Here is a 21841-nt window from a genome sequence, read left to right on the forward strand (position 1 = left end):
CTCCGCGTCATTGATCAAAATTCGATTCTGACGGGAGGTTTAACGGGGGGCTATAACGCCGCTGGGTGACCGCTTACGTTCATCTTGACTCCATTTAATTAAATTCAATACGAATGATTCGATATAACTCGATTCTTATTGACATAAAAAGTCAGGAGGGTATAGTAATTCACATGGAAGCGAAATTGCTTGATGAAAAGCCACATTTTTAAGCAGTTAGCAGAGTAAAAATTCAATAAGAAATTGGATGTGTGCAATGAGCGATGTCTCAAAGTTTGTCGCCAAAAGTGACTCCCTCCGCGTTCTGCAAAGCATGCGTCGCATTGCGCAAAAAGTAGAGCAGCACTCCAAACACCTCAATGCGACCTACGACATTACATCGCCGCAATTGATTGCATTGCTCGCCATTGCACAACTTGGACCGAGCACCCTGAAATCCATTGGCCTGGCAATCCACCTGAGTCCGAGCACCGTGGTTGGTATCGTTGACCGGTTGGAAGAAAAAAAATTAGTCGTCCGGAAACGCGACGCGCAAGACCGGAGAAATGTTTTTGTTGCATTGACTGCCGATGGGCAGTTACTCGCCGACGATGCTCCGTCAGCAATGCCTCCTGGCTTCGTCAGCGCACTCAGTGCCTTGCCAGAAAATGACAGATCGGCACTGGTTGCGATGCTGGAACGCTTCGCGGGATTGCTTGAAGTTTGATCCCGCAGTAATTGATCTACACCTTGTTTCTCTGGTTGAAATCCTCCGGATAAATGAGTTTTTTAAAAAAGGAGACTGAATGAATAAGTTGATGGCTGAAAAGCCAATAACGCATCACCCGGCAATTGTCCGACCGGCGCAAAAACAAGATGGCGCAGCACTGCATGACTTAATTGCTGCCTGTCCGCCACTGGATTTGAATTCCCGCTACGCCTATTTGCTGCTCTGTCACCATCACGCACAGACCAGCGTCGTAGCCAAACTCGACGGCGTGCTTGTCGGAGCCGTAACGGCGTACATTCCGCCGACACAGCCCGATACATTATTCATCTGGCAAGTTGCCGTTGCATCAGCAAGTCGTGGCCAACGCTTAGGCAAGCGCATGCTCGACTACCTGTTCCAGGAAATGTGTATTCCGCACCAGTTACGCTGGATTGAAACCACCATCAGCCCGGACAACGCGGCATCACACAAACTGTTCACAAGCTTTGCGTCGCAACACGACGCAGGCTGTTCAATCACCACTTTATTCACCGCCGAAAATTTCGGTGAAAGTGGTCACGAAGAAGAGCGCCTCTACAAAATCGGTCCGCTGGACCAAAGAGACTGACTCAACGACGTTCTTCACCATCCATCCATCCATCCGTAAGGAGAAGCTTGATGCGTATATTTAACCGACTGGAATCAGAGGTTCGTGGTTACATCCGTTCCTTTCCAACTATTTTCACCAAAGCCCAGAATGCTGTACTGACCGACGAGAGCGGCCAGGAGTACATCGACTTCCTTGCAGGCGCCGGTAGTTTGAATTACGGCCACAATAATCCTGTCATCAAGAAAGCATTGATGGATTACTTGGCCACCGACGGTGTGGTGCACGGGCTCGACATGGCCACCACAGCCAAGAAGAAGTTCCTGCATACTTTTGAAGACCGTATCCTGAAGCCTCGGAAGATGCAGTACAAATTGCAGTTCACGGGTCCAACCGGCACGAATGCCGTGGAAGCAGCCATCAAGCTGGCCCGCAACGTGACGAAGCGCCAGAACGTGATCTCATTTACCAACGGATTCCACGGCGTCAGCCTGGGTTCGTTGTCGCTGACAGGCAACCGCAAATACCGTGAAGCATCCGGCGTCACCTTATCCAATGTGCACCACGCACCCTACGCTGGCTACTTTGGACCAGACGTCGACACGATCGCCATGCTCGACAAGCTCATTGCCGATCCGAGTAGCGGTGTCGATCATCCTGCCGCTGTCATTGTCGAATCCGTGCAAGGCGAGGGCGGTCTGAACGTAGCGGGGCTGAACTGGCTCAAAAAGCTGGAAAAACTCTGCCGCCGCCATGACATCCTGCTCATCGTCGACGACATCCAGGCCGGTTGCGGTCGTACCGGTACCTTCTTTAGTTTCGAGCCGGCGGGCATTTCCCCGGATATCATCACCCTGTCGAAGTCGTTGTCCGGCTATGGCCTGCCATTTTCGATGGTGCTGCTCAAGCCCGAATTTGATATCTGGAAACCCGGTCAGCACAACGGCACATTCCGCGGTAACAACATGGCGTTCGTCACCGCCGTTGCCGCACTCGATCACTACTGGAGCGACAGCAAATTCCAGGCGTCCATCGAAAAGAAAAGCCAGACCATGACGACTTACCTCGACAAGCTGGTCAAGAATTATCCGGCGGCCGAAATGACCCGTCGCGGTCGTGGCCTGATGCAGGGTCTGGCTTTCAAGGATCCTGAACTGGCTGACCGCATCACCACGCTAGCATTCCAGAACGGCCTGATTATCGAGACCTCCGGTGGTAACAGCGAAGTCATCAAGTTTCTGGTGCCACTGACCATCGAACCGGAAAAATTGTTGGCCGGGCTAGACATCCTGGAGCAAGCAATGGCCGATACCGTCAATCAACTGAGTGCAACCGATGCAGAACCCGTGGAGGTAACCGTATGATCGTCCGTCGCCTGAAAGATATTCTCCATACCGAGCGCGATATTGTCACCGATACCTGGGCCAGTCGCCGCCTGTTACTACGCGAAGATGGCATGGGATTCTCGATGCATGAGACCACCATTTTTGCCGGAACACAGACCCACATCTGGTACAAAAATCACTTTGAAGCGGTCTACTGCGTCGAAGGTTCCGGTGAGGTCGAGCTGATTCCCTCCGGAGAAATTTTCCGGATCGAGCCCGGCACCATGTACGCGCTCAATAAAAATGACCAGCATTGGCTGCGTGCCGATGCGGGTGGCGACATGCGTGTCGTCTGTTCCTTCAATCCACCACTGGTTGGTACCGAAGTCCATGATGCCGACGGCGTGTACGCCGTCGCCGCGGAAACCGGCGGCCAATAAGAGAAAGGATCCCTATGCTGTTATCCCAAGATGCTTACAAAAGCCGTGCGCAGAGCACGGCTGCCATTCTGAAACGCAATGAACCGGTCGTGTACGACGAAGTCGAGACCACCAGCGCACCGCAACTCAATTCGGCGCAGCGCGACGTCTACCGTGAAAACGGTTTCCTGCTTCTGCCCGACCTGTTTTCAGCCGATGAAGTCACGGGCTTGTACGATGAAATGCAGCAAATGCGCGGTGACTTTACCCGGACCGGACGCGCCGAAGTCATCGCCGAACCTGGCAGTGGCGAAGTCCGCTCGATTTTCGATGTCCACAAACTCAACGCGCTGTTTGCCAATCTAGTCCGTGATCCGCGCGTCCTCAACGTCGCGCGTGAAATTCTCGGTAGCGAGGTCTACATCCACCAGTCACGGATCAACTACAAACCGGGTTTTACCGGCAAAGAGTTTTACTGGCATTCGGATTTTGAAACCTGGCACACCGAAGACGGCATGCCGGCCATGCGCGCCCTGAGTTGCTCGATCCTGCTGACCGACAACAGCGACATGAACGGTCCGTTGATGCTGATTCCGGGCTCGCAGCGACACTTCATTTCCTGCCTGGGTGAGACGCCCGATGACAACTACAAAAAGTCATTAAAAAAACAGGTGGCAGGTGTGCCGGATGATTTTCTGCTGACCTATCTGGCCGATCTTGGTGGAATCACCTCCTGCACTGGCAAGGCTGGATCGGTCGTATTTTTCGATTGCAACACGATGCATGGCTCGAACGGCAATATCACACCGTACCCGCGCAGCAACTTGTTTTTTGTCTACAACAGCGTCGAGAATCAGTTGCAAGCGCCAGTTGATGGCCTCGCACCACGACCAAACTTCATCGCTGCGCGCGACGATGTTGCAGCGCTGGAATCCGAGCCGTTCGTTCTTCCCTGACTGACGCCTGCCGCATCGTGTCACGCGATGCGGACCATCAATTCAAATTCGAAAGGCATCGTCATGAAATCCTTCATCAAATTCCCCTTCCTTGCTTTACTTTCCGTTGCTGCGCTCACATTGGGTACGTCAGCCAGTGCCGAAACCACACTGGAGCGTGTCCAGCGTACTGGCGAAATTCGCATCGCCTATGCCAACGAAGCGCCGTTCGCCTACACCCTAGCCGACGGAAAGGTAACCGGCGAGTCGCCGGAAATCGCCAAGATCATTTTTGCCAAGATAGGTGTGAAAACCGTCAAGCCTGTGCTGGTGGAATGGGGGGCCTTGATTCCGGGTTTGATGGCGGGTCGTTTCGATGTCATTGCGGCTGGCATGTACGTGACTCCTGAGCGCACCAAGCAAGTGTTGTTCACGGATCCGCATTACCAGCTTGCCGATACACTGCTGGTGGCGAGAGGCAATCCGGGCAAGCTGCGCAGTTACGCCGACATTGCCGGCAACGATAAAATCAGGCTAGCCGTCATGGCGGGGACATCCCAATATGCGTATGCCGTTGCAGCCGGTGTGCCAGAGAGCCGCATCATGCAGGTCCCGACCACCACGGCGCAGTTGCAAGCAGTGCGCACCCGCCGCGCCGATGCCGCAGTCGGTACGGCGTTGACCATGAAGGCACTGGCGGTCAAGGGGGGCAAGCGGGTTCAAGCCATCACCGATTTCACCGATGATCCATCCCATATCGGTTACGGCGCGCTGGCCTTTCGTTACGAGGATCAGACCCTGCGCGATGCCGTCAACACGGCGCTTCAGCAATGGCTTGGTAGCCCAGAGCATCTGGCAACCGTGGCACCGTTCGGGTTCGACAAGAGCAACCTGACCAAGAAAACCGTCGCCGACATTGCGGCGCAATAAGTGAGTGACGCACTGACGACCTTGCTGCCGCTACTGCTGCAGGGAACGCTGGTCACGTTACGCATTACTGCACTCGCCGCGTTGCTCGCAGGGGCGCTGGCATTGCTCGCAGCGGTGGCAAAGATGTCACCCTGGCGCGCATTGCGCTGGCTGGCCAATGCCTATATCGAGGTATTTCGCGGGACGTCGCTGCTGGTGCAGCTGTTCTGGCTGTTCTTCGTGCTGCCGCTACCGCCGTTCAATGTCACGCTCACGCCGTTTTCAGTGGCGGTTCTCGGTCTCGGACTTAACATCGGAGCCTATGGTGCCGAAGTCATGCGCGGCGCATTGAGCTCGGTACCGCGTGGGCAAATCGAGGCGGCTGTGGCGCTCAACATCTCGCCCATGCATCGGTTCTTTCACATCGTGCTACCGCAGGCACTAGCCAATGCGATTCCGCCGGCAACGAACCTGCTGATCGAACTATTAAAAGGAACGTCACTGGTGTCGCTCATCACACTGGCAGACCTGACCTTTCGTGCCAACCAGCTGGTCGAAGCCACCTTTCGGACCACCGAGATTTTTTCGATTGCACTGGTGATTTATTTTGTCATTGCCCAAGCGATCAATCTACTGATGCGCCTGCTTGAGCGCCGGCTGACACGTGGCATCGTCAGGGGGCATGCATGAATAACGCTACCCTGTTTGACTGGCAGTTTGCCTGGCAGATATTGCCCGATCTGTTGCATGCTTCCATGACGACGATAGTCATCACGCTGGTGGCGTTCGCGCTGGCATTGGCACTCGGCTTGGTTCTGGCCATGATGCGACGTTCCCGGTTGCGCCTGTTCTCCTGGCCCGCAACGGGCGTCATCGAATTTATCCGCAGTACGCCACTGCTGATTCAGTTGTACTTTTTATTCTTCGTGTTGCCGGAATATGGCGTAACGATGTCGGCACTGACGGCGGGCACAATCGGGTTGGCGCTGCATTACGCGTGCTATGTCGCAGAGGTGTACCGGGCCGGTCTTGACAGCGTGCCACGTGGTCAGTGGGAAGCGGCCAAGGCGATGAGCCTCGGGCCGTGGAACGTGTACCGCAGCATCGTTCTGCCGCAGGCAATCCGGCCCATCATCCCGGCGCTGGGCAATTACCTGATTGCGATGTTCAAGGACACGCCAGTGCTATCGGCCATCACCGTGGTCGAGCTCATGCTGCAAGCCAAAAATATCGGCTCACAATCGTTTCGCTACATCGAACCCATCACGCTGACAGGCCTGTTTTTCCTGCTGATCAGTCTGGTCGTTGCGCTACTGGTGCGCCGTCTCGAAGCGCATTTGCGCATGCCATAAAGGACTCCTGAAGATGACATCTCCCCTGATCCGCTTTCGCGGTGTAACAAAACGGTATGGCCCGCTGACGGTGCTCGACAAGCTCGATCTCGATGTCGAACGCAATGAAAAAGTCGCCATTATCGGCCCTAGCGGGTCCGGAAAATCGACGCTGTTGCGGGTGCTAATGATGCTTGAACCCATCGATGACGGCGTCATTGAAGTCGATGGCGAACCGCTCACGCACATGAACCGCAACGGCACGCTGGTGCCGGCGAGCGAGAGTTACAAGCGCAACGGTCGCCGCAATATCGGCATGGTGTTCCAGAATTTCAATCTGTTTCCACACATGACCGTGCTGCAAAATACGACTGAAGCACCACGCAAAACGCTGGGGCTGACCAGACAGGCAGCCAACGAGCGCGGTGTCGAACTGCTCGATATGGTCGGCCTGTCCGACAAGCTCGATCACTATCCGTCGCAACTCTCCGGCGGTCAGCAACAGCGCGTCGCGATTGCCCGCGCGCTGGCAATGCGACCACAAGTCATGCTGTTCGATGAAGTCACGTCGGCGCTCGATCCGGAGCTATGCAGCGAAGTGCTCAACGTCATCCGCCGCCTCAGCGACAAGCACGATCTGACCATGCTGATGGTCACGCACCAGATGGGATTTGCACGCGAGTTTGCGGACCGGGTCTGTTTTTTTTCGGAAGGGAAAATTGCCGAGCAAGGCACGTCCGAAGAAATTTTTGGCGCACCGAAAAATGAACGGACGCAGGCATTCCTCAGTGCAGTCATGGACGCGGCATGAACAATGTAAGCAACGTAAGCAACGTAAGCGACTTAACCCGCACAAGCCGCCAATGCTTCGGACTTACAATCTGCTTTTTTAAAAAAGGAGTACGACCATGAAAGCACGCACCCTGATTTTACTGATCGTGCTGGTGGCGATTGCCAGTTTTGCTGCATTGAACTGGAATGCGTTCATGACCCCCACCACGCTGTCGCTCGGTATCGCCGACATTCAGGCTCCACTGGGCATGGTGATGCTCGGGTTAATGTGCGTACTCATTGTTTTTTTCCTGATCTTCATCCTGTACTTGCAGACGTCGGTGCTGTTCGACACCCGTCACCACGCCCGCGAACTGCGCAGCAATCGCGAGTTGGCTGATCAGGCGGAAGCGTCGCGCTTCACGGAATTACGTAGTGTTCTTGAAGCAGGACTGACACTGCAATCGGAGGCCGGGTTGGCGTCGCGCACGGCATTGCTGGAGCGAATGGATCGGACCGACAAGGACTGGAAGGCCGCGCTCGAACAAGCCGAACTGTCACTGAGCGCCAGCATCGGTGAACTCGACGACCGCCTTGGCAGGAACGCGGGCGTCGTCAATCTCGACAAAACTTACTGATCAGAATCCCAGGCGGATCCGGGTTGCTTCCAACAGCGCCGTATTGTAGGGATGCAGGTTTTCGATAAAGAGCATCTCTGCCTCGACCGGCTCGGTGAGGCACATTTCCAGCATGACCGGACCGTCGTCCTCAACACCTAAAAAATCCTTGCTCCAGCGATTCTTGCGATGGGTGCGCAAAATTTCGCAACCCAGTTCGGCCAGCGGGACGGCGACGCCCGCTTCGATGGCGGCCAATTGCCATTCATCCCAGAATGCGTTGCTGGTGCTAGTGCTGGTGTTGATAGCTTGTTCGTTCATGCGTTGGTGTGTCCTTCAAAATAGTGAGGTGTGCCCGGTCGTGCAAAGGGGCGGTTCAAGTGGGACGGCTCATCTTGAACAATTGTTCCGGTCCGACTGAAAAATAATCTGCTGGTCCGCCGCCGCGCAGCACATGGCCGGCGCGTGCCGTATTGTAGACGCCATCCTCGAGAAGGGTCTGCGCGATGTGGACCGCGACGACTTCGCCAAGAATCAGCCAGGTCGGTACTTTTTCGCCGTCAATACCTTGCAGCTGAATGAGTTGTGTACAGCGACACTCAAACGAAACCAGACTTTCTGCCACGCGCGGTGGCGTGATCAGGCGCGAAGCGACGGGTGTCAGACCTGCCAGTTCAAATTCATTCACCTCAGGCGGAACGGGCATGCAACTCTGGTTCATCGCTTCGGCCAGTTCGCGGGTGACCAGGTTCCAGCCGAATTCACCGGTTTGTTCGATATTGCGGACGGTGTCCTTGTAGCCGACACTGGCGAACCCGACGATGGGTGGCGTGTAATTGAAGGCATTGAAAAAACTGTACGGTGCCAGGTTCAGCACACCCTCAGTGCTGCACGATGAAATCCAGCCGATCGGACGAGGACCGACGATGGCATTGAACGGGTCATGCGGTAATCCATGGCCGTTGCGGGGCTCATAGAAATGAAAAGCATCAGACATGGTTGCTCCGGAGTGCTGCGATGGCCGGCCAGTAGCCGAGGCCATCACAGAGTTAGACGGTTTCTCAGAATTTGTAGCCGACACGGACCAATGCAAGGTTGACGCCGTTGTTCGGCTGCTTGATCCCGCCATTCGAAAAATGCGTGACACGCAAGGACAGGTCCAGGCCACTGACCGTCGTGTAGCCCAAGCCCAGATGCGTACCGAATTGCAGGTTGGTCGACAGACGACGACCGAAGTTGTCGTAGACGTCCGTACTAAGATGTGGCCCCAGACCGGCTTCGGCATAGACACCCTGGTGATTCAGTCCCTGCCAGCGCAAGGTCGGCGTGAAGCCGATATCGCCAAAAGTCTGGGTCGCGCCCGGACGATTCTCGAACTGGTTGCCGCGCCAGACTGCGCCGGTCAGGTCCCAGTAACCCCAGATTTCGGATTTGTCCGAACGCATCCATGATTGCTCCATGTTCCACTGCATGCCGACGCGATAGAGTTGCGATTTGTTGCCCGTGCCGAACTCTGCTGAAACAGAATCGACTGCCAATGCCGAACTGCTGGCGGCACAAAGAACGCAACCGATGACCAATGCTTTGAAACCTGTTGTTGCAGACCGCATGAAACCTCCTGACGAATATAAGTATTAGATGGTTTCTTGTTGATGAAACCCATAAGTTGTGCTTGAAAAAAACGCAATTTTCAATGGAGGCCATTATTGCCAATAACCGTCCGACAATGCAATGAAATGCGATCCTGATGACGGTCAGAAAATGAAATAACTTTTTGGACAGCGCGCTACGAAAAAAAGTATCCTGCCATACCCTTTGCCGGCGAAAACTCTTGAAAGTAAATTTTGACTCAGCATAAAAACTCCCCGGAAAACCTACCGTGCATCGCCTTTCTTGGTACCGGCCTGATGGGCGGACCGATGGCCGACCGTTTGCTCAAGACGGGTTACCGGGTCACGGTGTGGAATCGCACGACGGCGAAAACCGATGCGCTGGTCGCGGCTGGTGCCACACGCGCCGCGACACCCGCTGACGCCGTCGCTGGCGCAGCGATCATTATCACGATGCTCGAAGCCGGGCCTGTTGTCGCAGAAGTCATTGCGGCTGTCATCGGAGCGATAGCGCCGGGTGCGCTGGTCATCGACATGAGTTCGACCAGGCAGGATGAAGCACTGGCTTTGCATGCGGTACTGGCTGCTCGCGGTATCGCCTGCCTGGATGCCCCGGTGTCCGGCGGCGTGCTCGGTGCGCAAGCGGGATCGCTGGCCATCATGGTCGGCGGTACCGTGGCGGATTTCGAGCGGGCGCTCGAGGTGCTGCAAGTGATGGGTCGTCCGACGCGGGTTGGTCAGCCGGGTTCCGGTCAGGTCGCCAAATTATGCAATCAGCTCATCGTCGGCGCGACCTTGAGCGTGATTGCCGAAGCACTGTTGCTGGCGCAGGCCGCCGGTGCCGATCCGGTTGCTGTGAGGCAGGCGCTACGCGGCGGGTTTGCCGAAAGCCGGCTGCTCGAAGTGCACGGTCAGCGCATGCTTGAGCGGGATTTTCGCGCAGGTGGGCAAGTGCGTAGTCAGGCAAAGGATCTCGATAATGTGCTCGTTGCCGCAGCTGATGCCGGCATCGCCTTGCCTCTGGCGGCGCTGGTGCAAGCGGCTTATCGCGCGTTGCCTGACGCACTGGCAGGTGCCGATCAGTCGGCGATTCTGCTCGGGTTGGAACTAGCCAATCCCGGCATGCGGCTCGGTCAGCAGGATGACCAAGTGACCTGAGCCGACCTGCGCTCAGGTTAATGCCAGCGCTGCAAAACTGGCCAGCCAGTGCGTGCCGACATAATCACCACCTACCGCATGCGGCAGGGATGCGGCCAGATGCCGCTGGATGGCCAAGGCTACAGGCTCCTGCAGCGAGACCGGCAAGTCCGGACGGAGCATGGTCCAGCACCAGGCACGCGACAGATTCAGTCCGTCCAGATGGGCCATTTTCGGATCGCTGCGGTCACTCACTGCAACGGGTTTCAGCCAGCATTGCAAGGCGTCGTGAGTCGGACAAAAACGTTGCCACCAGCCGACCAGTTCATCGGCACTTAGCACGCGCCGCATCAGCGCCGCCTCGATCAATCCCCCCGACAGAAAATCATCGCCACCCGGCTCGTACCCGGCAGGATATTGACGATCTTCACCGTACCATTTTCTGCCGCTCAGTTCGATTCGATTGCGCAAGGCGTCATGTCCGGCGGCTTGCGCGTAGTCCAGCGCCAGCAACAAGCCAAACGCGCTGTTGGCATGGGTGCCAGCGCGGATCGGGAATTGCGCTAGCGGCAGGAAATGCAGGAAGCGTTCGACAAACGCATCAGCCAGTGGTTGCAGCGCATCGCGCCACGGTTCGGCGCGCGGCTGGGTCCGTGCCATCTCGATCAGTTCTGCCTGTAATTTCAGCAGCCACGCCCAGCCGTAAGTGCGCTCGAAGGTCGTGCGGGAAGGCTGGTGCAGGTACGCGATTTCGATCGCCACCTGCGCGCTGGTGAACTGGCGGTCGAACAGGCCGGTGATTTCGCCGGCTTCCGTCAGATCAGGTTGCCGATGTAGCAGACGCACCAGCAGCCAGTGCATGTGCACCGCTGAATGCCAGTCATAGCTGCCGAAAAAAACCGGATGCAAATCGCGCGGCGAGCGCACATCGACTGCCGTATTCATCACGTGATCGAGCTTGTTCGGATATTCCTGTCCGATGTTGTCGAGGGCAATGCGGGCGTAGGCCGATGCTGGAACGATGAGTGGCAAGGTCAGCGGCATGGCAGCGCCGCTTCGGCCAGGTTGACCCAGTAGCTCGCACCGATCGGCAGCAAGTCATCATTGAAGTCATAGCTCGGATTGTGCAGGTTGCACGGACCGAGGCCGTGCCCCATGTCGCGATGGTCGCCTTCGCCATTGCCGATAAACACATAACACCCCGGCAGCGCCTGCAACATGAACGCAAAATCTTCTGATCCCATGGTCGGTTCGACGCTGGCATTGACACCGTCCTCACCCACCATCTGGCGCAGTACGTCGACGGCAAACGCGGTCTCGGCTGGATGATTGATCAGCGGCGGATAGTTGCGCTTGAACTTGAATTCGATGGTTGCATCGTAGGCCGCGGCAGTGTGCGTGGCGACATCGCGCATGCGCTGCTCCATCAGGTCCAGCACCTCGATGGTGAAGGTACGCACTGTTCCAACCAGCGTCGCTTCGTCGGGGATCACGTTCGTGGTGCTGCCGGAGTGGATCTGCGTGATCGACAGCACGCCCGCATCGAGCGGGCTTTTGTTGCGCGAGACGATGGTTTGCCAGCCCTGTGCAATCTGCACGGCGACCATGATCGGATCAATGCCCTTGTGCGGTTGTGCAGCATGCGCACCCTTGCCCTTGATGATGACTTCGAACTCGTTGGACGAGGCCATCATCGGTCCCGGCGTAACGCCGAAAGTACCGACTGCCTGCCCCGGCCAGTTGTGCATGCCGTACACCGATTGCATCGGGCAGCGCTCGAACAAGCCGTCTTCAATCATCCGCCTGGCACCGGCACCGCCTTCTTCGGCCGGCTGGAAAATCACATACACGGTGCCATCGAACGTGCCATGCAAAGCCAGATGCCGTGCCGCGCCGAGCAGCATCGCCGTATGTCCGTCATGACCGCACGCGTGCATTTTTCCATCGATGGTCGAACGGTGCGCAAAGGTATTCGACTCTTGCACTGGCAATGCATCCATGTCGGCGCGCAAGCCGATTGCCCGGTTGCTGGTGCCGCGCTTGATGATGCCGACGACTCCGGTGACGCCCATGCCACGCAGTACCGGAATATCCCATTGAGTCAATTTTTCAGCCACGACGTCGGCGGTGCGCTGCTCCTCGTAACACAGCTCAGGATGGGCATGGATATTGCGTCGCAATGCTTGTAGCTCGGAATGGAATGCAACGATCGGGTCGATCAATTTCATGGCTATCACCTGAGATGTGGGCGTAACGGAAGGAGAGATGTTCGCGTGTCACCGATCTTTTCTTCGGCTGACTACGGGAGGTTTGTCTTTTAACTTTTGTCTTTTAGCTTGTATATTACGCCAGCACCGTCAGAGTGTGTTCAACCACAAGGAGAGCCTTATGCGTTTGTCGTTATCATCGAAATTCATCACGAAAAATGTGCTTGCCTCGGCGCTTGCTGCGCTGTTTGTCTTTGCCGCACCAATGGCCATCGCTCAGGAATTCAAGCTGGCGATGAGTTCGCCACCGACGTCGATGGACCCGCATTTCTATAACCTGTTCCCGAACCTGAACGTCTCCGACCACATGTTCGAGACGCTGGTCACGATGGATGCCGACAGCAAGGTGATCCCGTCCCTGGCCGAATCATGGACCCTCATCAACGACACGACATGGGAGTTCAAGCTGCGCAAGGGCGTCAAGTTTCATGACGGTAGCGACCTCACCGCCGACGACGTGGCCTGGTCGATGGAACGTCCTTCGCTGATTGTCGGCAGCCCCGGCAAGATGGACGTCTACACCAAGGCCATCGCCAGCAAAAAGGTCATCGACGCCAACACGATCCGCTTCACCACCAAGGAACCGTATCCGCTGTTGCTGGCCGACCTGACATCGATCTACATCGTCTCGCGCAAGGCCACCACCGGCCTGTCCAGCGATGACTTCTCCAGCGGCAAAGGCATGGACGGCACCGGCCCTTACAAGTTCGTCAAATTCCAGCGCGATGACCGCCTCGAACTGGAACGCAACGACAATTACTGGGGCAAGAAACCGGCCTGGTCGAAAGTGACGTTGCGCTTCATCCCGAACGGTTCGACCCGTCTGGCCGCGCTGCTGGCCGGTGATGTGCAGGCAATCGAAAACGTCCCAACGCCGGATCTGGCGCGGGTGCGTGCCGATCCGAATATCGCCTTGTATTCGAAGGTCTCGCATCGTCTCATTTACCTGTTCCCGGATACCGTGCGTGACAAGTCGCCGTTCATCACCGACAAGGATGGCAAGCCGCTCGACAAGAATCCGCTGAAAGACCAGCGCGTGCGTGCTGCGTTATCGATGGCCATCAACCGTGATGCGATCCGCGATCGCGTGATGGAAGGCTTGTCCGAGCCGACCAACAACCTGGTTCCGGCCACCCTGTTCGGCAACAACCCGGCGCTCAAGGTCGTCAAGTACGACCCTGAAGGTGCCAAGAAATTGCTGGCGGCCGCTGGCTATCCGGACGGTTTCGGCATGACCTTGCACACGCCGAACAACCGCTACGTCAACGATGAAAAAATTGCCCAGACGCTGGCCCAGATGTTCTCGCGTATTGGCGTGGCGACCAAGGTCGACGGGTTGCCGATGGCAATTTATTCGTCACGCGGTTCCAAGCAGGAGTACTCGCTCGGCATGCTCGGCTGGGGTGCGCAAACCGGCGAAGCCTCGTCGCCATTGCGTGCGCTGGCGGCTTGCGACAATCCGGCGAAGGGACTGGGCGGCTTCAACTGGGCCAAGTACTGCAATCCGAAGATGGATGAGTTGCTGATCAAGGCGCTGGCCACGGTCGACGATCCGGCCCGTCTGAAGTTGCTGCAAGATGCCACGGCGATTGTCATCAATGACGGTGGTCTCATCCCGATTCATCAGCAAGTGACTACCTGGGCTACCAAAAAAGGGATTGCCTACATTCCGCGTACCGACGAGCGGACTCACGCTTATCAGTTCATCCAGCAATAATCTTTGCAAAAACGACGCAACAATCTACTGCATCAGTCCTGCCGCAAGCGGGCCTGATGCAGTCTTTCCGATCAAGGTTTTTCAATGCTCGTATTCATCATTCGCCGACTGCTGCAAAGCCTGGTCGTGCTGCTGGTCATGTCGTTGCTGGTATTCGTCGGCGTGTACGCGATCGGTAATCCGATCGACATGCTGATCAGCCCCGATGCCGACCAGATGGACCGCATTCGCACCATCGCCGCTTTCGGACTCGACAAGCCGCTGTGGGAGCAATATTTTATCTTCGTCAAAAATGCACTGAGCGGTGACATGGGCAACTCGTTTGCCTTTTCAACGCCGGCGCTGACGCTGATTTTTGAACGCATGCCGGCCACTATGGAGCTGGCGCTGACTGCCATCGTGATGTCAATCGTGCTCGGGATTCCGCTTGGCCTGTGGGCCGGACTGCGGCCCAACGGCATTGCCGGCAAATCCATCATGGCCATTTCCATCCTCGGTTTTTCGTTGCCGACATTCTGGGTTGGCCTGATGCTGATCATGGTGTTCGCGGTGCAGTTGGGCTGGTTGCCATCGAGTGGTCGCGGACCCACCAGCTTGCTGCTCGGCGTGCCGGTGAGCTTTCTGTCGGTCGACGGCTTGCGGCATTTGCTGATGCCGGCGTTTAACCTGGCGCTGTTCAATATCGCGCTGGTCATTCGTTTGACGCGCGCCGGTGCGCAGGAAGCCCTGCTGCAGGATTACGTCAAGTTCGCCCGCGCCAAAGGGCTGACCAACGCCCGCATCATCAGCGTGCATGTACTGAAAAATATCCTGATCCCGATCGTCACCGTCATCGCGCTGCAGTTCGGTTCGATCATCGCGTTTGCCATCGTCACCGAGTCGGTGTTTGCCTGGCCGGGCATGGGCAAGCTGATCATTGATTCGATCCGCTTTCTCGACCGGCCCGTGATCGTCGCTTACCTGATGCTGATCGTCGTGATTTTCATCTTCATCAACCTGGTGGTCGACGTGCTGTATTCGTTGCTCGATCCACGAGTGCGCTTGTCCGACACCAAAGGCTGACCATGGAAAACACCACTCCGCAAGTCGCACTTGAGACGCCATTCCGGCGTTTCGTGCGCAATTTTTTCAGTAGCAAAATCGCGTCTGCCGGCTTTGTCCTGCTGGTCGTGATCGTCTTCGCCGCGCTATTCGCGCCGTGGCTCTCGCCACAAAATCCGTACGACCTGTCGCTGCTGGATGTGATGGATTCGCGCATGGCACCCGGCGAGCAGTCGTTCGGCGGCACCATGACCTTCCTGCTCGGCACCGATGAGCAGGGCCGCGACATGCTCTCGGCCATCCTGTATGGCATTCGGATTTCGGTCGCCGTGGCCGTCACCAGCACCGTCATCGCGCTGATGATCGGCCTGACGCTGGGACTGCTGGCCGGCTATCTGGGTGGTCGCATCGAAGCCTTCATCATGCGCGTGGCCGATATCCAGTTGTCGTTCCCGCCCATCCTGATCGCCCTGATCCTGCTGGCGCTGACCGGGCCGGGTGTCGGCAAGATCATCGTCGCGCTGGTGGCGGTGCAATGGGCGTATTACGCCCGCACTGCGCGCAGTGCCGCGCTGGTCGAGCGCAAGAAGGAATACATCGAGGCCGCCACCGCGCTGGGCTTGTCGCCCACGCGCATCATGCTGCGCCATCTGTTACCGAACTGTTTGCCGCCACTGATCGTGATCTCGGCGCTGCAAGTGGCGTCGGCCATTTCGCTCGAAGCCACGCTATCGTTCCTCGGGCTGGGCTTGCCGGTCACCGAACCCTCGCTCGGCCTGCTCATTGCCAACGGCTTTCAGTACCTGTTGTCCGGCAAATACTGGATCAGTTTTTTCCCGGGAATCGCGCTGCTGCTGACCGTCGTGGCGATCAATCTGGTGGCCGATCAATTGCGCGATGTACTCAATCCGCGCCTGCAAACGCAATGAAAGACGACATGGTTCCTACTCTGAGCGTGTCCCACCTGCACACGCAATTTACTACCCGCGCCGGTATCGTCAAGGCCGTCGACGATGTCTCGTTCTCGGTCATGCCGGGCCAGATCATGGGTCTGGTCGGCGAGTCCGGTTCCGGTAAATCGATGACCGGTTACTCGATCATGGGCTTGATCGATCATCCCGGCAAAGTCGTCGACGGATCGATTCTGCTCAAGGGCCGCGAGTTGCGCGGCATCCCGGCCGAGGCGATGCGCAAGATTCGCGGTGACCGCATCGCGATGATTTTTCAGGACCCGATGATGACGCTCAACCCGGTCTTGCGGATCGATACGCAAATGATGGAAGCGGTGCGCGCGCATCACGCAGTCAGCAAGGACACGGCGCGCGCGATGTCGCGTGATGCGCTGGCGCGGGTCGGGATTCCATCGCCTGATGAACGGCTGCTGGCCTATCCGCACCAGTTCTCCGGCGGCATGCGCCAGCGCGTGGCGATTGCCATCGCGCTGCTCAACAAGCCCGACCTGATCATTTGCGACGAACCGACTACCGCGCTGGATGTGACGATCCAGGGCCAGATTCTCTACGAGATGCAAAAGCTGTGTCGCGAGTCCGGCACCGCGCTGATCTGGATCACGCATGACCTCTCCGTCGTGGCTGGTTTGGCCGATACCGTCTGCGTCATGTATGCCGGAAAAATCGTCGAGAGCGGCACCGTCGCCCAAGTGCTGGACCAGCCGCGCCATCCGTACACGCATGGGCTGATCGCGTCGGCACCATCACGCAATCCACGCGGCCAGCCGTTGCGCCAGATTCCCGGCATGACGCCGTCGTTGCTGAACCTGCCCACGGGCTGCGCATTTCGCGAACGCTGCGACCGCGCCAGCGCAGCCTGCGCCGTGTCGCCGCCGCTCGAACATGCCGAAGGTCGCGCACTGCGCTGCTTTCATCCGATCACCGAACTGGCCGAGGCAACCTCATGACGCTCCCTGACCAGCCGATGCTGGAACTGCGTGGCGTGAGCAAACGCTTCGTCAAATCAATCGATACGGCGGCACGGATTGCCAATGTCTTTGGTGCCAGCATCAAGGAAGAAATCGTCCATGCGGTCGATGAAGTTGACCTGGTCATCCGGCGCGGCGAAGTGGTCGGTCTGGTCGGCGAATCCGGTTGCGGAAAATCGACGCTGGGCCGGATGGCAGTCGGCTTGCACAGCTTGTCGTCCGGCACGCGGCGCTGGAAAGGCGAAGACATCGATGCGCTAGCTCCAGCCGAGCGCCGCATCAAGCAATTGGGTATCCAGATGATTTTCCAGGACCCGTATGCGTCGCTCAACCCGCGCATGCGCGTGCTCGATATCGTCGGTGAAGCGCCGGTCGCGCACAAGATGATCAGCGGGTCCGAGCAGGTCGCGTATGTCGAAGACCTGTTGCAGCGGGTCGGTCTCGATCCCGCCGTACTGCGCCGCTTTCCGCATCAGTTTTCCGGTGGCCAGCGTGCCCGTGTCGGCATTGCACGGGCGCTGGCGGTACGGCCGGAATTTCTGGTCTGCGATGAAGCCGTCGCTGCACTCGATGTCTCGATCCAGGCGCAGGTACTGAACCTGTTCATCCGCCTGCGCGATGAACTGAACCTGACTTACCTGTTCATCAGCCATGACCTCGGCGTGGTCCGGCATCTTTCCGATCGCGTGGTTATCATGTACCTCGGACGGATCGTCGAATCGGCACCGGCCGACGCCGTCTTCGATCACGCCAATCATCCGTACACACAGGCATTGCTGGCATCGGCACCGAAACTGGACGCCCGCAAGACCGCATTTTTTGCTGTGCGCGGCGAGATTCCGTCACCGCTCAATCCACCGGGAGGATGTCATTTTCATCCGCGCTGCACGCATGCGATGGCGCGCTGCAGTGTCGAGAAGCCGGCATTGAAAGAAGTCGCGCCGGCGCATTTTTCGGCCTGCCATCTGAATGATCAACCCTGAATTTTTTAAAGGCAGACACCATGGAAACGAACCGCTTGCAGCCCTCGGCTGAACTGATGGCGATGATCGAACGACTGGTTGGATTCCCGACCGTCTCGCGCGATTCCAATCTCGGACTGATCGAATGGGTCCGCGATTACCTCGCTGGCATGGGCGTCACATCGCGACTGACCTATGACTCGACCGGCAAGAAAGCCAACCTGTTCGCCACGGTGGGCGAGGGCAGTCGCGCCGGGCTGGTCCTGTCGGGTCACACCGACGTGGTACCGGTCGATGGCCAGATCTGGGATACCGATCCGTTCAAGGCGACCGTCGTCGGCGATAAGTTATATGGCCGTGGTACCGCCGACATGAAAGGCTTCATTGCCAACGCCTTGCTGCTGGTGCCGAAATACCTCGCCGCAAAAACCGACGCGCCGCTGCATATCGCGTTGTCGTATGACGAAGAAGTCGGTTGCATCGGCGTGCGCAGCCTGATCCGGGACCTGACCGAAATGGGTCTGAAAACCGCCGGCTGCATCGTCGGCGAACCGACCATGATGCAGCCGATCATTGCGCACAAGGGCACCCATCGTTTCCGTTGCTGCATTACCGGACGCGAAGCGCATTCAAGCTACACCACGCAGGGCGTCAATTCGATCGAATACGCGGCGCGCATCATCGTCTACATTCGCCAGATGGCCGACCGGCTGGCGCAGCTGGAGACGCGTGACTATGCGTTCACGGTACCGTTCACGACCCTGCAAACCGGCACCATCAAGGGCGGTATTGCCTCGAACATCGTGCCGAAAGATTGCGAGTTCAATTTCGAGGCGCGCACGATGCCGGGTGCATCGGCAGACCGGATGTATCAGGAAATCCAGGACTTCGCCGCGACGCTGCTGCCCGAAATGCTGCGGGTCGAGCCGAACGCCGTGATCGCGTTCGAGATGCTGGCCAGTGCCCCCGGCATGAGTGCCGAAGAAAGCGATGCGATTGTTCAACTGGCGGTTGGCTTGTCACGCAACAAACCGAACGGTGCGGTGTCGTATGGCACCGAGGCAGGCTTGTTTCATCAGGCCGGTATCCCGTCGGTCATTTGCGGTCCTGGTGATATCGAACAGGCGCATCGGCCCAATGAATTCGTCGCCCTCGAACAGCTCGCGCAATGCGAGCAATTCATGACGCGGCTAGTGGAAACGGAAGCGTCACGGTAAGCCGGAAAGGGTGGCTCGCTGGTGGCCACCGATCGCCTGAATCCAACGGCATCGACTGACTTGCCGCACTACCATCGCATTCGATAACAAACTGATCACGGCTCGCAGCCGCACCGACAAATATTTGCAAACGGGTGCGGCGCGGGGCTCCCGCATCGCGCTTTCTGCGCTTATGATGCTTCAAACAGGCAACGCCGCAACGGCTTCTCTGGTGCGCGGCGACCACCTAACTGCTTACTGGAAACACCGATGACCATCACCACCGTGCGTGCGGTTTGTCCGCATGATTGCCCCGATACCTGCGCGTTGCTGGTGACTGTTGATGCCGGAGTGGCGACCGCCGTGCGCGGTGATCCCGATCATCCGACCACCGCCGGCGTGCTGTGTACCAAGGTCGCGCGTTATACCGAACGTACCTACCATGCTGACCGCCTGCTGACTCCGCTCAAACGCATCGGCAAGAAAGGCGAAGGCAAGTTTGAGCGCATCAGCTGGGACGAGGCCATCACCACCATTGCCTTGCGTCTCGGTGCCATTGCCGCGACCGATCCGCAAGCGATCGTGCCTTACAGTTACGCGGGCACGATGGGACTGGTACAGGGCGAGGCAATGGCATCGCGTTTTTTCAATGTGCTGGGCGCGTCGCAACTGCATCGTTCCATCTGCGCCTCGGCCGGTGGCACCGGTTACACCTACACCATCGGCAAGCGGATCGGTACCGATCCCGAGCAATTCCAGAACGCGAAACTGATCCTGATCTGGGGCGGCAATCCGATCGCGTCGAACCTGCATCTGTGGATGCGCGTGCAGGAAGCCAAGCGGCGTGGCGCGAAAGTGATCGCGATTGATCCGTACCGTTCGCTGACCGCCGAAAAATGCCAGCAGCATATCGCGCTGTTGCCCGGCACCGATGCCGCACTGGCGCTGGGCATGATGCAGGTCTTGATTGCAGATGATTTGATTGATCACGATTATGTTGCGCGTCATACAACCGGCTTCGAGGAATTAAAAGTCCGTGCAGCCGAATGGCCACCCGAACGCGTCGCGACCACGTGCGGCATCAGCGCCGAGGAAGTCATCACGTTGGCGCGCGAATACGGACAGGCTGCATTGCGCGGCGAGGGCGTCGCGATCCGGGTCAACTATGGCTTGCAGCGCGTGCATGGCGGCGGCATGGCAGTGCGCAATATTGCCTGCTTGCCGGCGCTGGTGGGCGCGTGGCGCAATGCGGCCGGAGGCATCTTGCTGTCGACTTCGGACAGCTTCGCAAAGAACAAGCAGGCGCTCGAGCGTCCCGATCTGGCCCGGCCTGTGCGTACCATCAACATGTGTTCGATCGGCGATGATTTGCTGCGCGAGGCGTCACCCGAGTTTGGCCCGAAAATCGCCGCGCTGATTGTCTACAACTCGAATCCGGTGGCGGTCGCACCGGAGTCCGGCAAGGTCATGCAGGGGTTTGCACGCGAGGATTTGTTTACTGTCGTGCTCGAGCACTTCCAGACCGATACGGCGGACTACGCCGACATCGTCCTGCCGGCCACGACGCAGCTCGAACATGTCGACATCCACGCAACCTACGGCCATCTGTACATGATGGCCAACAATGCCGCGATTGCGCCGATGGGCGAGGCCAAACCGAATACCGAATTTTTCCGCTTGCTGGCCGCGCGCATGGGTTTCGATGATCCGTGCCTGAGCGAGAGCGACGAGACGATTGCCGCCAGCGCGTTCGACAAGAGCAACCCGCGTGCGGTGCATTTCGACTGGGAGAGCCTCAAGCGCACCGGCTGGCAAAAGCTGGCAGTGCCCGATGCGCCGTTTGCCGATGGCGGTTTCGAGACACCGTCGGGCAAGTGCGAGTTCTATTCCGCGCAGATGCTGGCCGATGGTTTTGATCCCCTCCCGGCGTATATCCCGCCGTACGAATCGGTCGCCAGCAATGCCTCGCTGGGGAGCAAATATCCGCTGGCGATGATCTCGCCACCGGCGCGCAATTTCCTCAATTCGAGCTTCGTCAATGTTGCCAGCTTGCGTGCGACCGAAGGCGAGCCGCATCTGGATATCCATCCCGAGGATGCCGCCCGGCGCGCGATCGGCGACGGTGACACGGTACGGATTTTTAATGATCGCGGCAGTTTTGAAGCGAAGGCGCGCGTGACGGACCGGGCCCGCAAAGGGCTGGTAGTCGGCTTGTCGATCTGGTGGAAAAAAATGGCGGCCGATGGCAAGAACGCCAATGAAGTAACCAGCCAGCGTCTGACGGACATGGCAGGCGGAGCGACTTTTTACGACGTACTGGTCGAGGTCGAAAAAAAGTGACGTGATATTCCATGCAGGTGAAAGACGATC

General features: G+C 57.8%; 23 protein-coding genes. 18 read left to right on the plus strand and 5 right to left on the minus strand.

The genetic code is table 11. The features are described 5' to 3' along the window. Nucleotides 1-256: 256 nt before the first annotated feature. The 10 genes from QN370_RS12530 (at nucleotide 257) to QN370_RS12575 (ending at nucleotide 7623) form a co-directional block, all read left to right on the plus strand. A complete protein-coding gene (locus QN370_RS12530) occupies nucleotides 257-706 on the plus strand; it encodes a MarR family winged helix-turn-helix transcriptional regulator (protein ID WP_322126161.1) in 450 nt (149 codons plus the stop codon). A gap of 79 nt (nucleotides 707-785) precedes the next feature. Continuing rightward, entirely contained in the window at nucleotides 786-1316 is a 531-nt protein-coding gene (ectA, locus tag QN370_RS12535) for a diaminobutyrate acetyltransferase (RefSeq protein ID WP_322126162.1), read from the plus strand. A gap of 50 nt (nucleotides 1317-1366) precedes the next feature. Next, entirely contained in the window at nucleotides 1367-2659 is a 1293-nt protein-coding gene (gene ectB / locus QN370_RS12540) for a diaminobutyrate--2-oxoglutarate transaminase (RefSeq protein WP_322126163.1), read from the plus strand. Further along, complete coding sequence (locus QN370_RS12545) at nucleotides 2656-3060, plus strand: ectoine synthase (RefSeq protein WP_322126164.1); 405 nt, start codon at nucleotides 2656-2658, stop codon at nucleotides 3058-3060. The genes ectB and QN370_RS12545 overlap by 4 nt, the downstream gene beginning before the upstream one ends. Before the next feature lie 14 nt (nucleotides 3061-3074). Further along, on the plus strand, nucleotides 3075-3995 hold the full coding sequence (gene thpD, locus QN370_RS12550; protein WP_416172108.1) for an ectoine hydroxylase: 921 nt from the start codon (nucleotides 3075-3077) through the stop codon (nucleotides 3993-3995). A 63-nt stretch (nucleotides 3996-4058) separates the two neighbouring features. Further along, nucleotides 4059-4904 carry an ectoine/hydroxyectoine ABC transporter substrate-binding protein EhuB gene (ehuB, locus tag QN370_RS12555; RefSeq protein ID WP_322126165.1) on the plus strand — a complete coding sequence of 282 codons (846 nt, stop codon included), beginning with the start codon at nucleotides 4059-4061 and terminating at the stop codon, nucleotides 4902-4904. 12 nt (nucleotides 4905-4916) lie between these two features. Next, nucleotides 4917-5573 carry an ectoine/hydroxyectoine ABC transporter permease subunit EhuC gene (gene ehuC, locus QN370_RS12560; protein ID WP_322127193.1) on the plus strand — a complete coding sequence of 219 codons (657 nt, stop codon included), beginning with the start codon at nucleotides 4917-4919 and terminating at the stop codon, nucleotides 5571-5573. Beyond that, nucleotides 5570-6235: an ectoine/hydroxyectoine ABC transporter permease subunit EhuD gene (gene ehuD / locus QN370_RS12565; protein WP_322126166.1), complete on the plus strand. Its 666-nt coding sequence runs from the start codon at nucleotides 5570-5572 to the stop codon at nucleotides 6233-6235. The genes ehuC and ehuD overlap by 4 nt, the downstream gene beginning before the upstream one ends. 13 nt (nucleotides 6236-6248) lie before the next feature. Then, nucleotides 6249-7025, plus strand: coding sequence for an ectoine/hydroxyectoine ABC transporter ATP-binding protein EhuA (gene ehuA, locus QN370_RS12570; RefSeq protein ID WP_322126167.1), 777 nt, complete (start codon nucleotides 6249-6251; stop codon nucleotides 7023-7025). A gap of 97 nt (nucleotides 7026-7122) precedes the next feature. Beyond that, on the plus strand, nucleotides 7123-7623 hold the full coding sequence (locus tag QN370_RS12575; RefSeq protein WP_322126168.1) for a LapA family protein: 501 nt from the start codon (nucleotides 7123-7125) through the stop codon (nucleotides 7621-7623). Here the strand turns inward: QN370_RS12575 and QN370_RS12580 are convergent, their stop codons facing one another. The 3 genes from QN370_RS12580 to QN370_RS12590 form a co-directional block, all read right to left on the minus strand. Continuing rightward, the gene (locus QN370_RS12580; protein WP_322126169.1) at nucleotides 7624-7923 is read right to left on the minus strand and encodes a hypothetical protein; all 300 of its coding nucleotides are present in this window, start codon (nucleotides 7921-7923) and stop codon (nucleotides 7624-7626) included. 55 nt (nucleotides 7924-7978) lie between these two features. Then, complete coding sequence (locus QN370_RS12585) at nucleotides 7979-8599, minus strand: flavin reductase family protein (protein WP_322126170.1); 621 nt, start codon at nucleotides 8597-8599, stop codon at nucleotides 7979-7981. A gap of 64 nt (nucleotides 8600-8663) precedes the next feature. Then, nucleotides 8664-9212, minus strand: coding sequence for an acyloxyacyl hydrolase (locus QN370_RS12590; protein WP_322126171.1), 549 nt, complete (start codon nucleotides 9210-9212; stop codon nucleotides 8664-8666). 234 nt (nucleotides 9213-9446) lie between these two features. Here QN370_RS12590 and QN370_RS12595 point away from each other — a divergent pair, with 234 nt between their 5' ends. Next, complete coding sequence (locus QN370_RS12595) at nucleotides 9447-10370, plus strand: NAD(P)-dependent oxidoreductase (RefSeq protein WP_322126172.1); 924 nt, start codon at nucleotides 9447-9449, stop codon at nucleotides 10368-10370. 12 nt (nucleotides 10371-10382) lie between these two features. On the opposite strand, the gene QN370_RS12600 is transcribed toward QN370_RS12595, so the two are convergent. After that, nucleotides 10383-11393 (minus strand): DUF2891 domain-containing protein, encoded by a 1011-nt coding sequence (locus QN370_RS12600; protein ID WP_322126173.1) that lies wholly within the window; start codon nucleotides 11391-11393, stop codon nucleotides 10383-10385. Then, nucleotides 11384-12577, minus strand: coding sequence for a M20 aminoacylase family protein (locus QN370_RS12605; protein WP_322126174.1), 1194 nt, complete (start codon nucleotides 12575-12577; stop codon nucleotides 11384-11386). Before QN370_RS12605 ends, QN370_RS12600 begins: the two co-directional genes overlap by 10 nt. Before the next feature lie 160 nt (nucleotides 12578-12737). Between QN370_RS12605 and QN370_RS12610 the strand changes: the two genes are divergently transcribed. From QN370_RS12610 to QN370_RS12640, 7 genes are all read left to right on the plus strand, one after another. Beyond that, a complete protein-coding gene (locus QN370_RS12610; RefSeq protein WP_416172109.1) occupies nucleotides 12738-14333 on the plus strand; it encodes an ABC transporter substrate-binding protein in 1596 nt (531 codons plus the stop codon). Between the two features lie 84 nt (nucleotides 14334-14417). After that, nucleotides 14418-15395 (plus strand): ABC transporter permease, encoded by a 978-nt coding sequence (locus QN370_RS12615; RefSeq protein ID WP_322126175.1) that lies wholly within the window; start codon nucleotides 14418-14420, stop codon nucleotides 15393-15395. Nucleotides 15396-15397: 2 nt separating this feature from the next. Then, entirely contained in the window at nucleotides 15398-16303 is a 906-nt protein-coding gene (locus QN370_RS12620; RefSeq protein WP_322126176.1) for an ABC transporter permease, read from the plus strand. Nucleotides 16304-16311: 8 nt separating this feature from the next. Beyond that, a complete protein-coding gene (locus QN370_RS12625) occupies nucleotides 16312-17292 on the plus strand; it encodes an ABC transporter ATP-binding protein (protein ID WP_322126177.1) in 981 nt (326 codons plus the stop codon). Beyond that, nucleotides 17289-18296 carry an ABC transporter ATP-binding protein gene (locus QN370_RS12630; protein WP_322126178.1) on the plus strand — a complete coding sequence of 336 codons (1008 nt, stop codon included), beginning with the start codon at nucleotides 17289-17291 and terminating at the stop codon, nucleotides 18294-18296. The genes QN370_RS12625 and QN370_RS12630 overlap by 4 nt, the downstream gene beginning before the upstream one ends. A gap of 20 nt (nucleotides 18297-18316) precedes the next feature. After that, the gene (argE, locus tag QN370_RS12635; protein ID WP_322126179.1) at nucleotides 18317-19492 is read left to right on the plus strand and encodes an acetylornithine deacetylase; all 1176 of its coding nucleotides are present in this window, start codon (nucleotides 18317-18319) and stop codon (nucleotides 19490-19492) included. Nucleotides 19493-19741: 249 nt separating this feature from the next. Continuing rightward, a complete protein-coding gene (locus tag QN370_RS12640; protein WP_322126180.1) occupies nucleotides 19742-21811 on the plus strand; it encodes a molybdopterin oxidoreductase family protein in 2070 nt (689 codons plus the stop codon). The last annotated feature ends 30 nt before the right edge of the window (nucleotides 21812-21841 follow it).

This window comes from Actimicrobium sp. CCI2.3 (assembly GCF_035019065.1).
In the GTDB taxonomy this organism is placed as follows: domain Bacteria; phylum Pseudomonadota; class Gammaproteobacteria; order Burkholderiales; family Burkholderiaceae_D; genus Actimicrobium.